At 67.8% G+C, this 15,353-nt stretch carries 15 protein-coding genes and 2 tRNA genes; all 17 read left to right on the top strand.

The features are described 5' to 3' along the window. The first annotated feature begins 46 nt into the window (after nucleotides 1-46). On the top strand, nucleotides 47-286 hold the full coding sequence (locus tag GH266_RS02020) for a twin-arginine translocase TatA/TatE family subunit (protein WP_158192402.1): 240 nt from the start codon (nucleotides 47-49) through the stop codon (nucleotides 284-286). A gap of 95 nt (nucleotides 287-381) precedes the next feature. Further along, the gene (gene tatB / locus GH266_RS02015) at nucleotides 382-897 is read left to right on the top strand and encodes a Sec-independent protein translocase protein TatB (RefSeq protein WP_158192401.1); all 516 of its coding nucleotides are present in this window, start codon (nucleotides 382-384) and stop codon (nucleotides 895-897) included. Then, complete coding sequence (tatC, locus tag GH266_RS02010; protein WP_158192400.1) at nucleotides 894-1,676, top strand: twin-arginine translocase subunit TatC; 783 nt, start codon at nucleotides 894-896, stop codon at nucleotides 1,674-1,676. Before tatB ends, tatC begins: the two co-directional genes overlap by 4 nt. 60 nt (nucleotides 1,677-1,736) lie before the next feature. Further along, nucleotides 1,737-3,017 carry a serine--tRNA ligase gene (gene serS / locus GH266_RS02005; RefSeq protein ID WP_158192399.1) on the top strand — a complete coding sequence of 427 codons (1,281 nt, stop codon included), beginning with the start codon at nucleotides 1,737-1,739 and terminating at the stop codon, nucleotides 3,015-3,017. Further along, nucleotides 3,017-3,778: a 5'/3'-nucleotidase SurE gene (gene surE / locus GH266_RS02000; RefSeq protein ID WP_158192398.1), complete on the top strand. Its 762-nt coding sequence runs from the start codon at nucleotides 3,017-3,019 to the stop codon at nucleotides 3,776-3,778. Before serS ends, surE begins: the two co-directional genes overlap by 1 nt. A 47-nt stretch (nucleotides 3,779-3,825) precedes the next feature. After that, entirely contained in the window at nucleotides 3,826-4,548 is a 723-nt protein-coding gene (locus GH266_RS01995) for a protein-L-isoaspartate(D-aspartate) O-methyltransferase (protein ID WP_244953761.1), read from the top strand. 158 nt (nucleotides 4,549-4,706) lie between these two features. Further along, nucleotides 4,707-6,038: a M23 family metallopeptidase gene (locus GH266_RS01990; protein WP_199270425.1), complete on the top strand. Its 1,332-nt coding sequence runs from the start codon at nucleotides 4,707-4,709 to the stop codon at nucleotides 6,036-6,038. Nucleotides 6,039-6,253: 215 nt separating this feature from the next. After that, nucleotides 6,254-6,330: transfer RNA gene (locus GH266_RS01985), tRNA-Asp, on the top strand. Between the two features lie 44 nt (nucleotides 6,331-6,374). Next, nucleotides 6,375-6,451 (top strand) — tRNA-Asp (locus GH266_RS01980). Between the two features lie 244 nt (nucleotides 6,452-6,695). After that, the gene (locus GH266_RS01975; protein ID WP_158192397.1) at nucleotides 6,696-7,556 is read left to right on the top strand and encodes a penicillin-binding transpeptidase domain-containing protein; all 861 of its coding nucleotides are present in this window, start codon (nucleotides 6,696-6,698) and stop codon (nucleotides 7,554-7,556) included. 235 nt (nucleotides 7,557-7,791) lie between these two features. Continuing rightward, nucleotides 7,792-8,157: an NADH-quinone oxidoreductase subunit A gene (locus GH266_RS01970; RefSeq protein ID WP_158192396.1), complete on the top strand. Its 366-nt coding sequence runs from the start codon at nucleotides 7,792-7,794 to the stop codon at nucleotides 8,155-8,157. Beyond that, nucleotides 8,148-8,726, top strand: coding sequence for a NuoB/complex I 20 kDa subunit family protein (locus GH266_RS01965; RefSeq protein ID WP_067215347.1), 579 nt, complete (start codon nucleotides 8,148-8,150; stop codon nucleotides 8,724-8,726). Before GH266_RS01970 ends, GH266_RS01965 begins: the two co-directional genes overlap by 10 nt. A 65-nt stretch (nucleotides 8,727-8,791) precedes the next feature. After that, the gene (locus tag GH266_RS01960; RefSeq protein ID WP_158192395.1) at nucleotides 8,792-9,397 is read left to right on the top strand and encodes an NADH-quinone oxidoreductase subunit C; all 606 of its coding nucleotides are present in this window, start codon (nucleotides 8,792-8,794) and stop codon (nucleotides 9,395-9,397) included. Nucleotides 9,398-9,405: 8 nt separating this feature from the next. After that, nucleotides 9,406-10,590, top strand: coding sequence for an NADH-quinone oxidoreductase subunit D (locus tag GH266_RS01955; protein WP_158192394.1), 1,185 nt, complete (start codon nucleotides 9,406-9,408; stop codon nucleotides 10,588-10,590). Next, a complete protein-coding gene (locus GH266_RS01950; RefSeq protein ID WP_158192393.1) occupies nucleotides 10,590-11,837 on the top strand; it encodes an NADH-quinone oxidoreductase subunit E in 1,248 nt (415 codons plus the stop codon). Before GH266_RS01955 ends, GH266_RS01950 begins: the two co-directional genes overlap by 1 nt. A 15-nt stretch (nucleotides 11,838-11,852) precedes the next feature. After that, nucleotides 11,853-13,157: an NADH-quinone oxidoreductase subunit NuoF gene (gene nuoF / locus GH266_RS01945; protein WP_158192392.1), complete on the top strand. Its 1,305-nt coding sequence runs from the start codon at nucleotides 11,853-11,855 to the stop codon at nucleotides 13,155-13,157. A gap of 87 nt (nucleotides 13,158-13,244) precedes the next feature. Continuing rightward, nucleotides 13,245-15,344, top strand: coding sequence for an NADH-quinone oxidoreductase subunit NuoG (nuoG, locus tag GH266_RS01940; RefSeq protein ID WP_158192391.1), 2,100 nt, complete (start codon nucleotides 13,245-13,247; stop codon nucleotides 15,342-15,344). Nucleotides 15,345-15,353 lie beyond the last annotated feature (9 nt).

Below are 15,353 nucleotides of genomic sequence, written 5' to 3'. Positions count from 1 at the left end.
GTGCCGCGCCGGAGCGCGTGCACCGGAAGACCAGGGAGTTGGGCGTATGGGTATCAGCATTTGGCAGATCCTGATCATCGCGGTGATCGTTGTTCTGCTGTTCGGCCGCGGCAAGATCTCCGAGCTCATGGGCGACGTCGCCAAGGGCATCAAGAGCTTCAAGAAGGGGCTCAACGAGGACGACGAGGCCGAGACGGACACCGCCGCCAGCCGCAAGACGATCGATCACAAGGCCGACGAGACCGTGGTCACCAGCAAGTCCGAGGACAAGTCCCAGGCGGGCTGAGCGCCGGACGAGCCGGACGCCTGCGCCATGCCGCCCCTTCGCGGGCGGCGTGCGGATGCGGACACTGACCCTTCGAACGCGGAAGACGGATCGACATGTTCGATATCGGCTGGACGGAACTGCTTGTTGTCGCGGTCGTCATGATCCTTGTCGTCGGGCCGAAGGACCTGCCGCGGATGCTGCGCACCTTCGGCCAGACGATCGGCAAGGTGCGGCGGATGGCCGGCGAGTTCCAGTCGACCTTCAACGAGGCGCTGCGCGAGGCCGAACAGCAGGCCGACATCGCCGACATGAAGAAGCAGGTCGAGAAGGCGGCGAATTTCGATCCGCTCGGCGACATCAAGAAATCCATCGAGACGGATCGCAAGCCGCCGAAGCCGGCCGAGGCCAAGCCCGCCGACACGGCGGCGGCCAAGCCGGCGGACGAGGCGGGCGGGAAAAGCACGACGCCGGCGGGCGCATCCGAGACCGGCACCGGGCCGGCGCCCCAGGCGCAGGCGGCCCAGGCTGCGGCGGCGGGAGCTCCGGCATCAAAGACCCCGGCGACACCGGGTTCCGCAACGCCGGGCGAGAGCGGCACGGCCAACACGGCGAGTGACAGGACGGCATGAGCCAGGAAGACATCGACGCCTCGAAGGCGCCGCTCATCGAACACTTGATCGAATTGCGCAGCCGATTGCTGAGATCGGTGATTGCGACGCTCCTTGCGTTCATCGTGTGCTTCTACTTCGCGCAGGACATCTACAACATCCTCGTCATCCCTTACGAGAATGCCGCCGGACACCCGGTGGAGATGATCTACACCGCGCCGCAGGAGCTGTTCTTCACCCAGCTGAAGCTCGCCTTTTTCGGCGCGCTGTTCATCGCCTTCCCGGTGATCGCCGGCCAGCTCTACATGTTCGTGGCGCCGGGGCTCTACAAGCATGAGCGCGGCGCGTTCCTGCCGTTCCTCTTCGCGACGCCGGTGCTGTTCGCCATCGGCGCCTCGCTGGTCTTCTTCATGGTGATGCCGCTGGCCATGGGCTTCTTCCTGTCGATGGAGCAGGACGGAACGGGCGGCACGGCCAAGATCCAGCTGATGGCGCGGGTGAGCGAGTATCTCGGCCTCATCATGACGCTGATCTTCGCCTTCGGCCTGGTGTTCCAGCTGCCGGTGCTGCTGACGCTGCTCGGCCGCGTCGGGCTGGTCACGGCCGAGGGGCTGCGGACCAAGCGCAAATACGCCATCGTCATCGCCTTCATCGCGGCGGCGGTGCTGACGCCGCCGGATCCGATCAGCCAGATCGGTCTTGCACTTCCCACACTGCTTCTCTACGAAGTGTCGATCATCTGCGTCAGGCTGGTCGAGAAGAAGCGGGCCGAGCGGGAGGCCGCCGAGGCGGAGACCTGATCCGGGCCGCGACCGACGATCTGCCATTCCGGCGCGCCGGCAGCAATCCCGGGGTTTCTCATGTTCGACATCAAGTGGATCCGCGACAATGCCGCGGCTTTCGACCGCGCCATGGACCGGCGCGGACTGGAGCCGCAGGCGGCGCGGCTGATCGCCATCGACGACCGGCGGCGGGCGCTCGTCGCCGAGCTGCAGCAGGCGCAGGAGCGCCGTAACGCCGCCTCGCGCGAGATCGGCAGGGCCAAGGCCTCCGGTGACGAGCAGGCCGCGCAGGCGGTGATCGACGAGGTGGCGAGCCTCAAGGCGAAGATCCAGCAGGGCGAGGAGCAGGAGCGGCAGATCGATGCCGAGCTGCAGGACGCCCTGTCCGTGCTGCCCAACATGCCGCATGACGACGTGCCGGACGGCAAGGACGAGAGCGACAATGTCGAACTGCGCCGTGTCGGCACGCCGCGCAGCCTCGACTTCACCCCCAAAGAGCATTTCGAGATCGCCGGCGCGCTGCCGGGCCTCGCCTTCGAGCGGGCCGCGCGCATTGCCGGCGCGCGTTTCGTCATGCTGCAGGGCCGGCTGGCCCGGCTGGAGCGGGCGCTCGGCCAGTTCATGCTGGACCTGCAGACCGGCGAGCACGGCTATATGGAAGTGTCGCCGCCGCTGCTGGTGCGCGACGAGGCGCTCTACGGCACCTCGCAGCTGCCGAAGTTCGCCGAGGACCTGTTCAAGACCACCGACGGGCGCTGGCTGATCCCGACCGCCGAGGTGCCGCTGACCAACATGGTGGCCGGCGAGACGCTGGACGAGGCGGACCTGCCCTTGCGCGTGACCGCGCTGACCCCGTGCTTCCGCTCGGAAGCGGGGTCTGCCGGGCGCGACGTGCGCGGCATGCTGCGCCAGCACCAGTTCTGGAAATGCGAGCTGGTGTCGGTGACGCACCCGGACGCATCGCTCGACGAGCTGGAGCGGATGACCGGCTGCGCCGAGGAAGTGCTGAAGCGGCTCGGCCTGCCGTACCGGGTGATGGCGCTGTCGGCCGGCGATATGGGCTTCGGCGCGCGCAAGACCTACGACATCGAGGTCTGGCTGCCGGGGCAGAACGCCTATCGCGAGATTTCCAGCTGCTCGGTCTGCGGCGACTTCCAGGCCCGGCGCATGAACGCGCGCTTCCGCCCGCAGGGCGAGAAGGGCCTGAAGTTCGTCCACACGCTGAACGGCTCGGGCATTGCGGTCGGCCGCGCGCTGATCGCGGTCCTTGAAAACTACCAGAACGCGGACGGCAGCATCACGGTGCCCGAGGCGCTGAGGCCCTATATGGGCGGCATCGAGACGATCGAGGGGCTTTGATGCGCATTCTGCTGACGAACGACGACGGCATCCACGCAGCCGGCTTTGCCGCGCTGGAGCAGATCGCCGGGGAACTGAGCGACGACGTGTGGGTGGTGGCGCCCGAGACCGACCAGAGCGGCGTGGCGCACTCGCTGACCCTGCACGACCCGCTGCGCCTGCGCGAGATGGGCGAGCGCCGCTACTCCGTGCGCGGCACGCCGACCGACTGCGTCATCATGGGCGTGCGCGAGATCCTGACCGACAAGCGGCCGGACCTGATCCTGTCGGGCGTCAACCGGGGCCAGAACGCGGCCGACGACGTGACCTATTCCGGCACCATCGCCGGCGCCATGGAAGGCACGCTGATGGGCATCCGCTCCATCGCGCTGTCCCAGGGCGTTGCCTGGTCGAAGGGCGCGCGCGCCGACTATTCCTGCGCGATCTCCCATGCGCCGAAGCTGATCGAGCGGCTGCTCGGCTTCAGCTTCCCGCCCGACACGCTGCTCAATCTCAACTTCCCGCCTTGCGCGCCGGACGAGGTCGAGGGCGTCGAGGTGACGCGGCAGGGCAAGCGCAAGGTGAGCGAGCTCGGCGTCGATGCGCGCACCGACGGGCGCGGCGTGCCCTATTACTGGCTCGGCTTCCGCAATGCGGACGAGGATCCGCCGCGCGACACCGACCTGTCCGCTCTGGTGCACAACCGCATTTCGGTGACGCCGCTGAAGCTGGACTTGACGGCGCACGACCTGCTCGGCGAACTGAAAGACCTGCTGGGCTAAAGGCGCGGTTTCGCGTCTCCGGCCAGCGATGGCCGAGGGAGGGGCTGGTGAGCGACAACGGCGATGGCCGAGACGATGGCTGGCCGGCCGACGGAGAGGACATGCGCAGCGCCGCCGAACGGCAGGCCGAGGCCGACCGCGAAGCGACGGCCGCGCTGATCCTGCGCCTGCGCTCGCAAGGCATCCGCAACACAAGGCTGCTCTCCGCCATCGAGCGCGTGCCGCGGCGCCTGTTTCTGTCCGCCGCGATGCAGCGGCATTCGGGCGAGGATACGGCGCTGCCGATCGAGTGCGGCCAGACCATCTCCCAGCCGAGCCTCGTGGTGCGGATGACCGATGCGCTGGATATCGGCCCGGCGCACAAGGTGCTGGAGGTCGGCACCGGCTCCGGCTTCCAGGCGGCGATCCTCGGCCTGATGGCGGGGGAGGTGCACAGCATCGAGCGCTACCGCACCCTTGTCGACCTGGCGCGCGAGCGGCTGGCCTCGCTGCGCATCACCAGCGTGCGCGTGCATCACGGCGACGGGCTGGAGGGCCTGGCCGAGCATGCGCCCTATGACCGGATCATCGTGACGGCCGCCGGACCGGAGATCCCCAAGGTGCTGCTCGATCAGCTGGCCGAGGGCGGCAAGCTGATCATGCCGCGCGGGCCCAAGGGCAGCGTGCAGGAACTGGTGCTGGTGGAGAAGCAGGGCGGGCGCATTTCCGAAAAGGTGCTGGCCGAGGTGCGATTCGTGCCGCTGGTGGAAGGGACGGCGAGCCGGCTGTAATCGGCGGCCGGCATGGAGCGCGGATGCAGGCCGGCCGGAGATTTCCGGCACGAAAACGCAAATTGGTTTACGGGCGGGGCGCGACTTTAAGTCTTTATCAACGTTACCGGCATTTAATCGACATCATGATTTCAGGTGTCTTCAGTCCGAGTAGCGCCATGACAATGCAGGTTCTTCGCCCTTCCTCCCGACTGCTTACGCAGACCGCCATCGTGATCGTGCTCGCCGCGCTCGCGGGAGCCTGCAGCGGCGGCGTCGAGCGGTTCGAGGATCCGATCTTCACCGGCAATACCGACAATCAGCGCGCGATGCTGGGCAGCAAGTCGCAGCCGAGCTTCGACAGTGTCGCGGCCGGGCCGCGCCAGTCCACCGGCGCCTCCACCGGCGCCGTCCAGCGCTCGACGCTGCCGCCGCCGACGGCTGCAAACCGGCAGGTCTCGACCGGCTCCATCGGCTCGGCGCGGACCAGCACGCCGACGACCTCCGGCACCTATGCCGGCGTGCCGGCAGCCACGAGTGCGCCGCGAGCGGTTCCCGCCCCGGCGGCCCCGTCCGGCGAGGTGCGCACGGTGCGCGGCTGGACGACGGCCGGCGCCACCCAGATCACCGCACGCCAGGGCGATACGGTCGCCAGCCTGTCGCGGCGCTACGGCATTCCCCAGCACGTGCTGGGCGAGATCAACGGCACCGACGCCAACGGCAGCTTCGCCGCCGGCCAGCGCGTGACCATCCCGACCTATTCGCACGGGGCGCCGAACATCGCCTCCGCGGTGCCCTCGCAGCCGACGACGCGCCTGCCGGCGGCCGGCGGCTCGCCGACCGTCACCGGATCGATCCCGGCCGGGGCCGGCCTTGCCGGCGCGCCGCGTCCGCAGGCCAAGCCCGGCGCGCAGGTTCGCGTCGCCTCCCTGACCACGCCGCAGCCGGGCAATGCCGGCCTTGCCGCGCAGCCCAAGCGCAAGCCGGCGGCACTGTCCAGCCGGCCGAGCCAGCCGGCAGCATCCACCCCGAAGACGCCGGCGCGCCCCGCCGTGGCGCGCGACGAGCCGGCGCCGACCGCGCCGATCGCCGTGTCCCGCGAGACCTCGCCGGAGCCGGCGGCAACCGGCGAGCGGCGCTTCCGCTGGCCGGCGCGCGGGCGGATCATCTCCGAGTTCGGCCCCAAGCCGGGCGGCGCGCATAACGATGGAATCAACCTGGCCCTGCCGGAAGGCACCGAGATCAAGGCGGTCGAGGACGGCACGGTGATCTACTCGGGCAACGAGCTGAAGGGCTTCGGCAACCTGGTGCTGGTGCGCCACGACGACGGCTGGGTCTCCGCCTATGCCCATAACAGCTCGCTGCTGGTCAAGCGCGGCGACGGCGTGCAGCGCGGCCAGACCATCGCCAAGGCCGGCTCCAGCGGCTCGGTGAGCCAGCCGCAGCTCCATTTCGAGCTGCGCCGGGGCAACAAGCCGGTCGACCCGATGAAGTATCTCGCGAGCCTGTAAGGGATTTCGCCTTTGCCGCGCCATTGCGGCGGGCAGAAACGTTGCAGCGGACGCGCCCACCCGGCGCGTCCGTTTTCGTTTTCCACAAGCGGGGAGGGCGGGAGGCAAAGGCTCTTTGCACAATCGTCACATGAGCGGCCGCTTGCGCTTGACTTGACGCGCGGCTCGCCGTACATCACCGCCACTCCCGGCGGCCAAGCGTCGCCATGAGGTGAGCGGGTGTAGCTCAGTTGGTTAGAGTGCCGGCCTGTCACGCCGGAGGTCGCGGGTTCGAGCCCCGTCACTCGCGCCACTCACCTTTTACGGGAGCCTTTCGCAGCAATGCGAAGCGGGCGAGCGGGTGTAGCTCAGTTGGTTAGAGTGCCGGCCTGTCACGCCGGAGGTCGCGGGTTCGAGCCCCGTCACTCGCGCCACTCGCCCCTTTCTTTCTCCTGACAGTCCAGACTTATCCAGACCGGACGCCAGGGCGACGGACAGGCCTTCGGGCCGCGTCTTCGCCTTGCGTAGCGCGGTTTCGTCTCTCCTGTGCACAAGCAAGCGGGCCGACACATTGTCGCACCATTTGCGTGGCGGGCTCGCCTTTCCAAGACTTCGGGCCAAGACTTCGGGCAAAGCTTTCGGGCCAAGCTTTCGGGAACGAACGGGGAGGGGGCATCGATGGCACGGATCACGGGCGCGGCATTTGCAGTTCTGGTTCCGGTCATGGGAGCGGCTGCTGCGCCGGCGCAGGCCGGGGTCCTGTGCACGATGGTGATCGAATCGCAGACCCGCTCCGTGTTGCTGGAGGAGGGCGACTGCGCCGCGCGCGTCACGCCGGCTTCCACCTTCAAGGTGCCGCTCGCGGCCATCGGCTACGAGGAAGGCGTCCTGGACGGCGCGCATTCCCCGGTCTGGACCTGGGCCAGGGGCGAAGTCGACTGGGGCGGCGATGCCTGGCGCGGCGACGTCGATCCTCTTCACTGGATGGAGCATTCCGTCGTCTGGTACTCGCAGCGCATGGCAAGGCAGCTCGGCCGTGCGGTGCTGGAGCAGCGCACAAGCGCGCTCGGCTTCGGCAATGCCGACTTCTCCGGCGATCCGGGTGAAGACAACGGGCTGGAGCGGGCTTGGATCGCCTCGTCGCTGACGGTGTCGGGGCGCGAACAGGCGCTGTTTCTCACCAAGCTCGTGAACCGCACGCTGCCGCTGTCGGAGCGCGCGCAGGCGCAGGCGGAGGCCCTGCTGCCGGCGCACGAGGCGGGGGCGGGCTGGACGCTGACGGGCAAGCCGGGCGGGGCCTATCCGCGGCGCGCGGACGGCAGTTTCGACCGCTCGCGCGGCTATGGCTGGTTCGTCGGCTGGGCCGAGGCGAAGGGCGCGGGCGAGGGGCGGCGGCTGGTCTTCGTGCGGCTGGTGCAGGACGAGACGCGCAAGCGCGGCTCGCCGGGCCGGCGCGCCCGCGCGGCCTTCCTGAAGGAATGGCCGGCCATTGCAAAGCGCCTGCCCGCGGGCGGCCCGCCGCTTTCGGGCGACAACTGACGCAGGGGTCCTTCGCGCCTGCAAAAAACCGCTTTCAATTACACCGTCGTCGGACTTGCGTTGCGTTTGTGCGTGGGCTAAGCGTGCCCCATGGGCACTGGCGGGAGCGTGCCTCCACGCGCATCCGCCGCAATCGCCGGGATAGAGGGACCGGCTGCGCGTCGCGCGGCCGGACACGTTGCATGGAACACAGGGTTCCGGCAGCGAAAATGGCCCGGCGGAAGGACATTAGGACATGGAAGAGCTCCTGAGAGATTACGTTCCGATCCTCGTCTTCATCGGGGTATCGCTCGTCATCGGCCTCGCGCTTTTGGTTTCGCCGTTCCTGCTCGCCTACAAGAATCCCGATTCGGAAAAGCTGTCGGCCTACGAGTGCGGCTTCAACGCCTTCGACGATGCGCGCATGAAGTTCGACATCCGCTTCTATCTGGTCGCGCTGCTGTTCATCATCTTCGATCTCGAAGTGGCATTCCTGTTCCCCTGGGCGATCGCGTTCGGTGACCTCGGCTGGTACGGATTCTGGTCGATGATGGCCTTCCTCGGCGTGCTGACCGTCGGCTTCATCTACGAATGGAAGAAGGGGGCCCTGGAATGGGACTGACGTCGCAGCAGCCGCTCATCGCCCAGGCTCCGAAGGGCATCCTGGATCCGGCCACCGGCAAGCCTGTCGGGGCCAACGATCCGTTCTTCATGGACATCAACGACGAACTGGCCGACAAGGGCTTCGTCGTCACCGCGACCGACAATCTGATCCAGTGGGCGCGCACCGGCTCGCTCATGTGGATGACCTTCGGCCTCGCCTGTTGCGCGGTCGAGATGATGCAGATGTCGATGCCGCGCTATGACGCCGAGCGCTTCGGCTTCGCGCCGCGCGCCTCACCGCGCCAGTCGGACGTGATGATCGTCGCCGGCACGCTGACCAACAAGATGGCTCCGGCCCTGCGCAAGGTCTACGACCAGATGCCGGAGCCGCGCTACGTCATCTCCATGGGCTCGTGTGCCAATGGCGGCGGCTACTACCACTACTCCTATTCGGTGGTGCGCGGCTGCGACCGGGTCGTCCCGGTCGATATTTACGTTCCCGGCTGTCCCCCGACGGCCGAGGCGCTGCTCTACGGCGTTCTTCTGCTTCAGAAGAAGATCCGCCGCACCGGAACGATCGAACGCTGAACGCCGCCCGCGGAGTGCCGGCCCGGCCGGCACGCCTCCCGCAAGCGACTAGACGGGTCAGGATCATGGACGAGACGCTCGCCGAGCTTGGCGAACACATTCAGGCGCATCTGGGCGATGCCCTCGACGGCTACAACGTCGCGTACGGGGAGCTGACGCTGCTGGTACGGTCTTCCGAGATCGTCCAGGTGGTGCGGTTCCTGCGCGACGACTCCAGCTGCCAGTTCGTCAACCTGACGGACCTGTGCGGCGTCGACTGGCCGCAGCGGGACAATCGCTTCGACGTGGTCTACCACTTCCTGTCGCCGAAGCAGAACCTGCGCATCCGCGTGAAGGTGGCGACCGACGAGGAGACGCCGGTTCCCTCCATCATCGACGTGTTCGCCGGTGCGGAGTGGTTCGAGCGCGAGACCTACGACATGTACGGCGTGCTGTTCTCCGGTCATCCGGACCTGCGCCGGATCCTGACCGACTACGGCTTCGACGGCTATCCGCTGCGCAAGGATTTCCCGCTGACGGGCTATGTCGAGGTTCGCTACGACGACGAGAAGAAGCGGGTGGTCTACGAGCCGGTCCGGCTCAACCAGGAATTCCGTGACTTCGACTTCATGTCGCCTTGGGAGGGTGCGGAATACATCCTGCCCGGCGACGAAAAAGCCAAGACCAATTGAGGCAGCCGATGGCAGAGGCTCAGGTCCGCAACTTCAACATCAATTTCGGCCCGCAGCATCCGGCGGCGCACGGCGTGCTGCGCCTGGTGCTGGAGCTGGACGGCGAGGTGGTGACGCGTGTCGATCCGCATATCGGCCTGCTGCATCGCGGCACCGAAAAGCTGATCGAGCACAAGACCTACCTGCAGGCGGTGCCCTATTTCGACCGGCTCGACTATGTCGCGCCGATGAACCAGGAGCATGCCTTCGCGCTGGCGGTCGAGAAGATGCTCGGCATCACCGTGCCCAAGCGCGGCCAGCTGATCCGCGTGCTCTACTCGGAGATCGGCCGGATCCTGTCGCACCTGCTGAACGTGACGACGCAGGCGATGGACGTCGGCGCGCTGACCCCGCCGCTGTGGGGCTTCGAGCCGCGCGAAGAGCTGATGGTCTTCTACGAGCGGGCCTGCGGCGCGCGCATGCATGCCGCCTATGTGCGGCCGGGCGGCGTGCACCAGGACCTGCCGAAGGAGCTGCTCGACGACATCTGGGACTTCTGCGATCCGTTCCTGCAGACGCTGGACGACATCGAGGGCCTGTTGACCGACAACCGCATCTTCAAGCAGCGCAACGTCGATATCGGCGTGGTGTCGCTGGAGGACGCATGGGCGCGGGGCTTTTCCGGCGTCATGGTGCGCGGTTCGGGCGCGGCCTGGGACCTGCGCAAGTCGCAGCCCTATGAGTGCTATGCCGAACTCGATTTCGACATCCCGATCGGCAAGAACGGCGACTGCTACGACCGCTATCTCATCCGCATGGAGGAGATGCGCCAGTCCGTGCGGCTGATGAAGCAGTGCCTGGAGAAGCTGACGGTGGAGAAGGGGCCGGTCTCGTCGCTGGACGGCAAGGTGGTTCCGCCGAAGCGCGGCGAGATGAAGCGCTCGATGGAAGCGCTCATCCACCACTTCAAGCTCTACACCGAAGGTTACCGCGTGCCGGAAGGCGAGGTCTATGCGGCCGTCGAGGCGCCGAAGGGCGAGTTCGGCGTCTATCTCGTCGCCGACGGCAGCAACAAGCCCTATCGCTGCAAGATCAAGGCCCCCGGCTTTGCCCACCTGCAGGCGATGGATTTCATGTGCCGTGGACATCAGCTGGCCGACGTGTCGGCGGTGCTCGGCTCCCTCGATATCGTGTTCGGAGAGGTGGACCGGTAATGGCCGTTCGTCGCCTTCACCCTGAGCAGCCCGAGAGCTTCGCCTTCACGGCGGCCAATCTGGAATGGGCCAGGAAAATCATCGCGCGCTATCCGGACGGCCGGCAGGCCTCCGCCGTGATCCCGCTGCTGTGGCGGGCGCAGGAACAGCACGAGGGCTGGCTGCCCGAGCCGGCGATCCGCTATGTCGCCGAAATGCTCGGCATGCCGGATATCCGCGTGCTCGAGGTCGCGACCTTCTACACCATGTTCCAGCTGGCCCCGGTCGGCAAGAAGGCGCATATCCAGGTCTGCGGCACCACGCCGTGCCAGCTGCGCGGCGCGGAAGATCTCGTCCGCGTCTGCAAGTCGAAGATCGCGGCCCATGCGCACGAGCTGTCGGCCGATGGCGACTTTTCTTGGGAAGAGGTCGAGTGCCTCGGCGCCTGCGTCAATGCGCCGATGGTGCAGATCTTCAAGGACACCTACGAGGATCTGACGCCGGAGAGCCTGGAAAAGCTCATCGACGACATTTCCGCCGGGCGCGAAGTGACGCCGGGCCCGCAGAACGGCCGTCGCTTCGGCGCTCCGGAAGGCGGTCCGACCACGCTGACCGGCCTGTCCGACAAGACCCGCGGCGGCGATCCGCTTCCGCATGTGGTCAAGGGCGCGGAAGTGGCCTCGCACGCTTTTGCCGGCGCCTCGATCAATGGCGGCGGCAACGACTATAACGGCATTCCGGGCGCCGCCGAGGCGACCGGCACGACCACGAAGGCACCGGCCCCGCGGGCCGGCAAGCCGGCGGATCTTGCCAAGGCCGAGGCGAAGCCCGAGACGAAGACGAAGGTTCCGGACGCTCCGGCGGCGAGCGATGCCGGCCCGAAGCCGTCGGAGGCCGGCAAGCCGGTCGCGGCGGTCAAGAGCCACGAGAGCCCGCAGACCAGCCTGGACCTGGCCGGCGGCGTTGCCGGCGAGACGGAGCCGGAGCTGCTGAAGGGCGCGCGCGGCGGCAAGGCCGACGACCTCAAGCGGATCAAGGGCGTCGGCCCGAAGATCGAGGGCATCCTCAACGAACTCGGCGTCTACCATTTCGACCAGATCGCCTCCTGGAACGAGGAGAACAAGGCCTGGGTCGACACACGGCTGAAGTTCAAGGGGCGTATCGATCGCGAAGACTGGATCGCGCAGGCCAAGGTGCTGGCGTCCGGTGGCGAAACCGATTTCTCCAGGCGCGTCGACGGTGGCGACGTGCCCACGAGCAAGTCCTAAGGGAAGGGGATCGCGATGCTGCAGGATCAGGACCGGATCTTCACCAATATCTACGGCCTGCACGACTGGGGCCTCGATGGCGCGCGCCAGCGCGGCCATTGGGACGGCACCAAGGGCCTGCTCGACAACGGCCGCGACTGGATCATCAACGAGATGAAGACGTCGGGCCTGCGCGGGCGCGGCGGTGCGGGCTTCCCGACCGGCCTCAAGTGGTCGTTCATGCCGAAGGAGTCGGACGGGCGTCCGGCCTATCTCGTCGTGAATGCGGACGAGTCCGAGCCGGGCACCTGCAAGGACCGCGAGATCCTGCGCCACGACCCGCACACGCTGGTCGAGGGCTGCCTGATCGCCGGTTACGCGATGGGTGCCATCGCCGCCTATATCTATGTGCGCGGCGAGTTCATCCGCGAGCGCGAGCGCCTGCAGGCGGCCATCGACCAGGCTTATGAGGCGGGTCTGATCGGCAAGAACAACAAGAACGGCTACGACTTCGACATCTATGTCCACCACGGCGCCGGCGCCTATATCTGCGGCGAGGAAACCGCGCTGCTGGAGAGCCTGGAAGGCAAGAAGGGCCAGCCGCGCCTGAAGCCGCCGTTCCCGGCCAATGTCGGCCTCTACGGGTGCCCGACGACGGTGAACAACGTGGAGTCCATCGCCGTTGCCCCGACCATCCTGCGCCGCGGCGCGGCGTGGTTCTCGGGTCTCGGCAAGCCGAACAACGCGGGCACCAAGCTGTTCTGCGTCTCCGGCCACGTGAACCGCCCCTGCACGGTCGAGGAGGAGATGGGCATTCCATTCCGCGAGCTGATCGACCGCCATTGCGGCGGCATCCGCGGCGGCTGGGACAACCTGCTCGCCGTGATCCCGGGCGGCTCCTCCGTGCCTTGCGTGACGGCGGAGAACATCATCGACTGTCCGATGGACTTCGACAGCCTGCGCGGGCACGGTTCGGGCCTCGGCACGGCAGCGGTGATCGTGATGGACCGCTCGACCGACATCATCAAGGCCATTGCCCGCCTGTCGTACTTCTACAAGCACGAGAGCTGCGGCCAGTGCACGCCGTGCCGCGAGGGCACGGGCTGGATGTGGCGCGTGATGGAGCGCATGGTGGCCGGCAATGCCGCACGGGAAGAGATCGACATGCTCTTCGACGTCACCAAGCAGGTGGAAGGCCACACGATCTGTGCCCTCGGCGATGCGGCCGCATGGCCGATCCAGGGCCTGATCCGCAACTTCCGGCCGGTGATCGAGGAACGCATCGACCAGTACGTGGCCAAGAGCCGCAAGCCGGCGCAGTCGCTGGCAGCGGCACAGTAAGGCGGCCGCAGAGATGGTCGCAGGAAACAGGACGACACGTTCGCGCGCGAAAAGGGCGCTGCGGGCAAGCCGCGAGGGCAGCAAGGCATGAACAAGACGATCTTTGTCGACGGCAAGGAGATCGAGGTTCCGCAGGACTACACGCTGCTGCAGGCTTGCGAGGCGGCGGGTGCCGAGGTGCCGCGCTTCTGTTTCCACGACCGGCTGTCGATCGCCGGCAACTGCCGCATGTGTCTGGTCGAGGTGAAGGGCGGACCGCCGAAGCCGGTCGCGTCCTGCGCCATGAACGTGCGCGACCTGCGCCCGGGCCCGAACGGCGAGGCGCCGGAGGTCTTCACCAAGACCCCGATGGTCAAGAAGGCCCGCGAGGGCGTGATGGAGTTCCTGCTGATCAACCATCCGCTCGACTGCCCGATCTGCGACCAGGGCGGCGAGTGCGACCTGCAGGACCAGGCCATGGCCTATGGCGTCGACGCGTCCCGCTATGCGGAGAACAAGCGCGCCGTCGAGGACAAGTATATCGGCCCGCTGGTGAAGACGATCATGACGCGCTGCATCCACTGCACGCGCTGCGTCCGCTTTACCACGGAAGTCTGCGGCGTCGCCGACCTCGGCCTGATCGGCCGCGGCGAGGATGCCGAGATCACCTCCTACCTGGAGAACGCGCTCTCCTCCGAGATGCAGGGCAACGTCGTCGACCTGTGCCCGGTCGGTGCGCTGACCCACAAGCCCTATGCCTTCCAGGCCCGTCCGTGGGAGCTGAAGAAGACCGAGACCGTCGACGTGATGGATGCGGTCGGCTCGGCGATCCGCGTCGACACCCGCGGCCGCGAGGTCATGCGCGTGCTGCCGCGTCTCAACGAGGCGGTCAACGAGGAGTGGATCTCCGACAAGACCCGCTACATCTGGGACGGCCTGAAGACCCAGCGCCTCGACCGCCCCTATGTGCGCGTCGACGGCAAGCTGCGCCCGGCCAGCTGGGGCGAGGCGTTCGCCGCCATCGCCTCCAAGGTGAAGGCGTCGAGCCCGGAGAAGCTGGCGGCCATTGCCGGCGATCTGGCGAGCGTCGAGGAGATGTTCGCGCTGAAGAGCCTGATGACGGCGCTCGGTTCGGCGAACATCGACTGCCGCCAGGACGGGGCAGCGCTGGACCCGGCGCTCGGCCGGTCCTCCTACCTGTTCAACGCGACCATCGAGGGGATCGAGAACGCGGATGCGGTGCTGATCATCGGCTCCAACCCGCGGCTCGAGGCACCGGTGCTGAATGCGCGCATCCGCAAGCGCATGCGCATGGGCCCGCTGCCCGTGGGCGTCATCGGCCAGCAGGCCGACCTGACCTATCCGGCGACGTATCTGGGCGCCGGCGCCGAGACGCTGGCCGATCTTGCGGCCGGCAAGCACGGCTTTGCCGATGTTCTCAAGAACGCCGAGCGTCCGCTGATCATCGTCGGCCAGGGCGCGCTGTCGCGCACTGACGGCGCGGCGGTCCTGTCGGCTGCGGCTGCGCTCGCCCGTTCGGTCGGTGCGGTCGGTGCCGACTGGAACGGCTTCTCGGTGCTGCACACCGCGGCCTCGCGCGTCGGCGGCCTCGACATCGGCTTCGTGCCGGGCGAGGGCGGCAAGGGCACGGCCGGGATCCAGCAGGCGGCAGGCGAGGGCGCGATGGATGTCGTGTTCCTGCTCGGCGCCGACGAGATGGACATGCACGCGTTCGGCTCGGCCTTCGTGGTCTATGTCGGCACCCATGGCGACCGCGGCGCGCACCGCGCCGACGTGATCCTGCCGGGTGCGGCCTATACCGAGAAGTCGGGCACCTGGGTCAACACCGAGGGCCGCGTGCAGCTCGGCGACCGTGCGGCCTTCCCTCCGGGCGAGGCCCGCGAGGACTGGGCGATCCTGCGGGCGCTGTCCGCGCAGCTGGGGGCGGCGCTGCCGTTCGATTCGCTGCAGGACCTGCGCAAGGCGCTCTATGCGGCGCATCCGCTGATGGCCGGCATCGACGCCATCGAGAACGACGGCGGCGCAGGCGCCGCGAAGGCGGCGGACCTCGGCGGCAAGATGGCCGGCGAGGCGTTCCAGCCGGCGATCACCGACTTCTACCTGACCAATCCGATCGCGCGGGCCTCCGCGACGATGGCCGAATGTTCGGCCCTCGCCAAGGCACGCGCGGCAGAGGCCGCGGAGTAAACGGGGGCA

The organism is Stappia indica (assembly GCF_009789575.1).
In the GTDB taxonomy this organism is placed as follows: domain Bacteria; phylum Pseudomonadota; class Alphaproteobacteria; order Rhizobiales; family Stappiaceae; genus Stappia; species Stappia indica_A.
The sequence above is the reverse complement of the archived record's forward strand: the minus strand, read 5'-3'. Positions and strand labels throughout refer to the sequence as shown.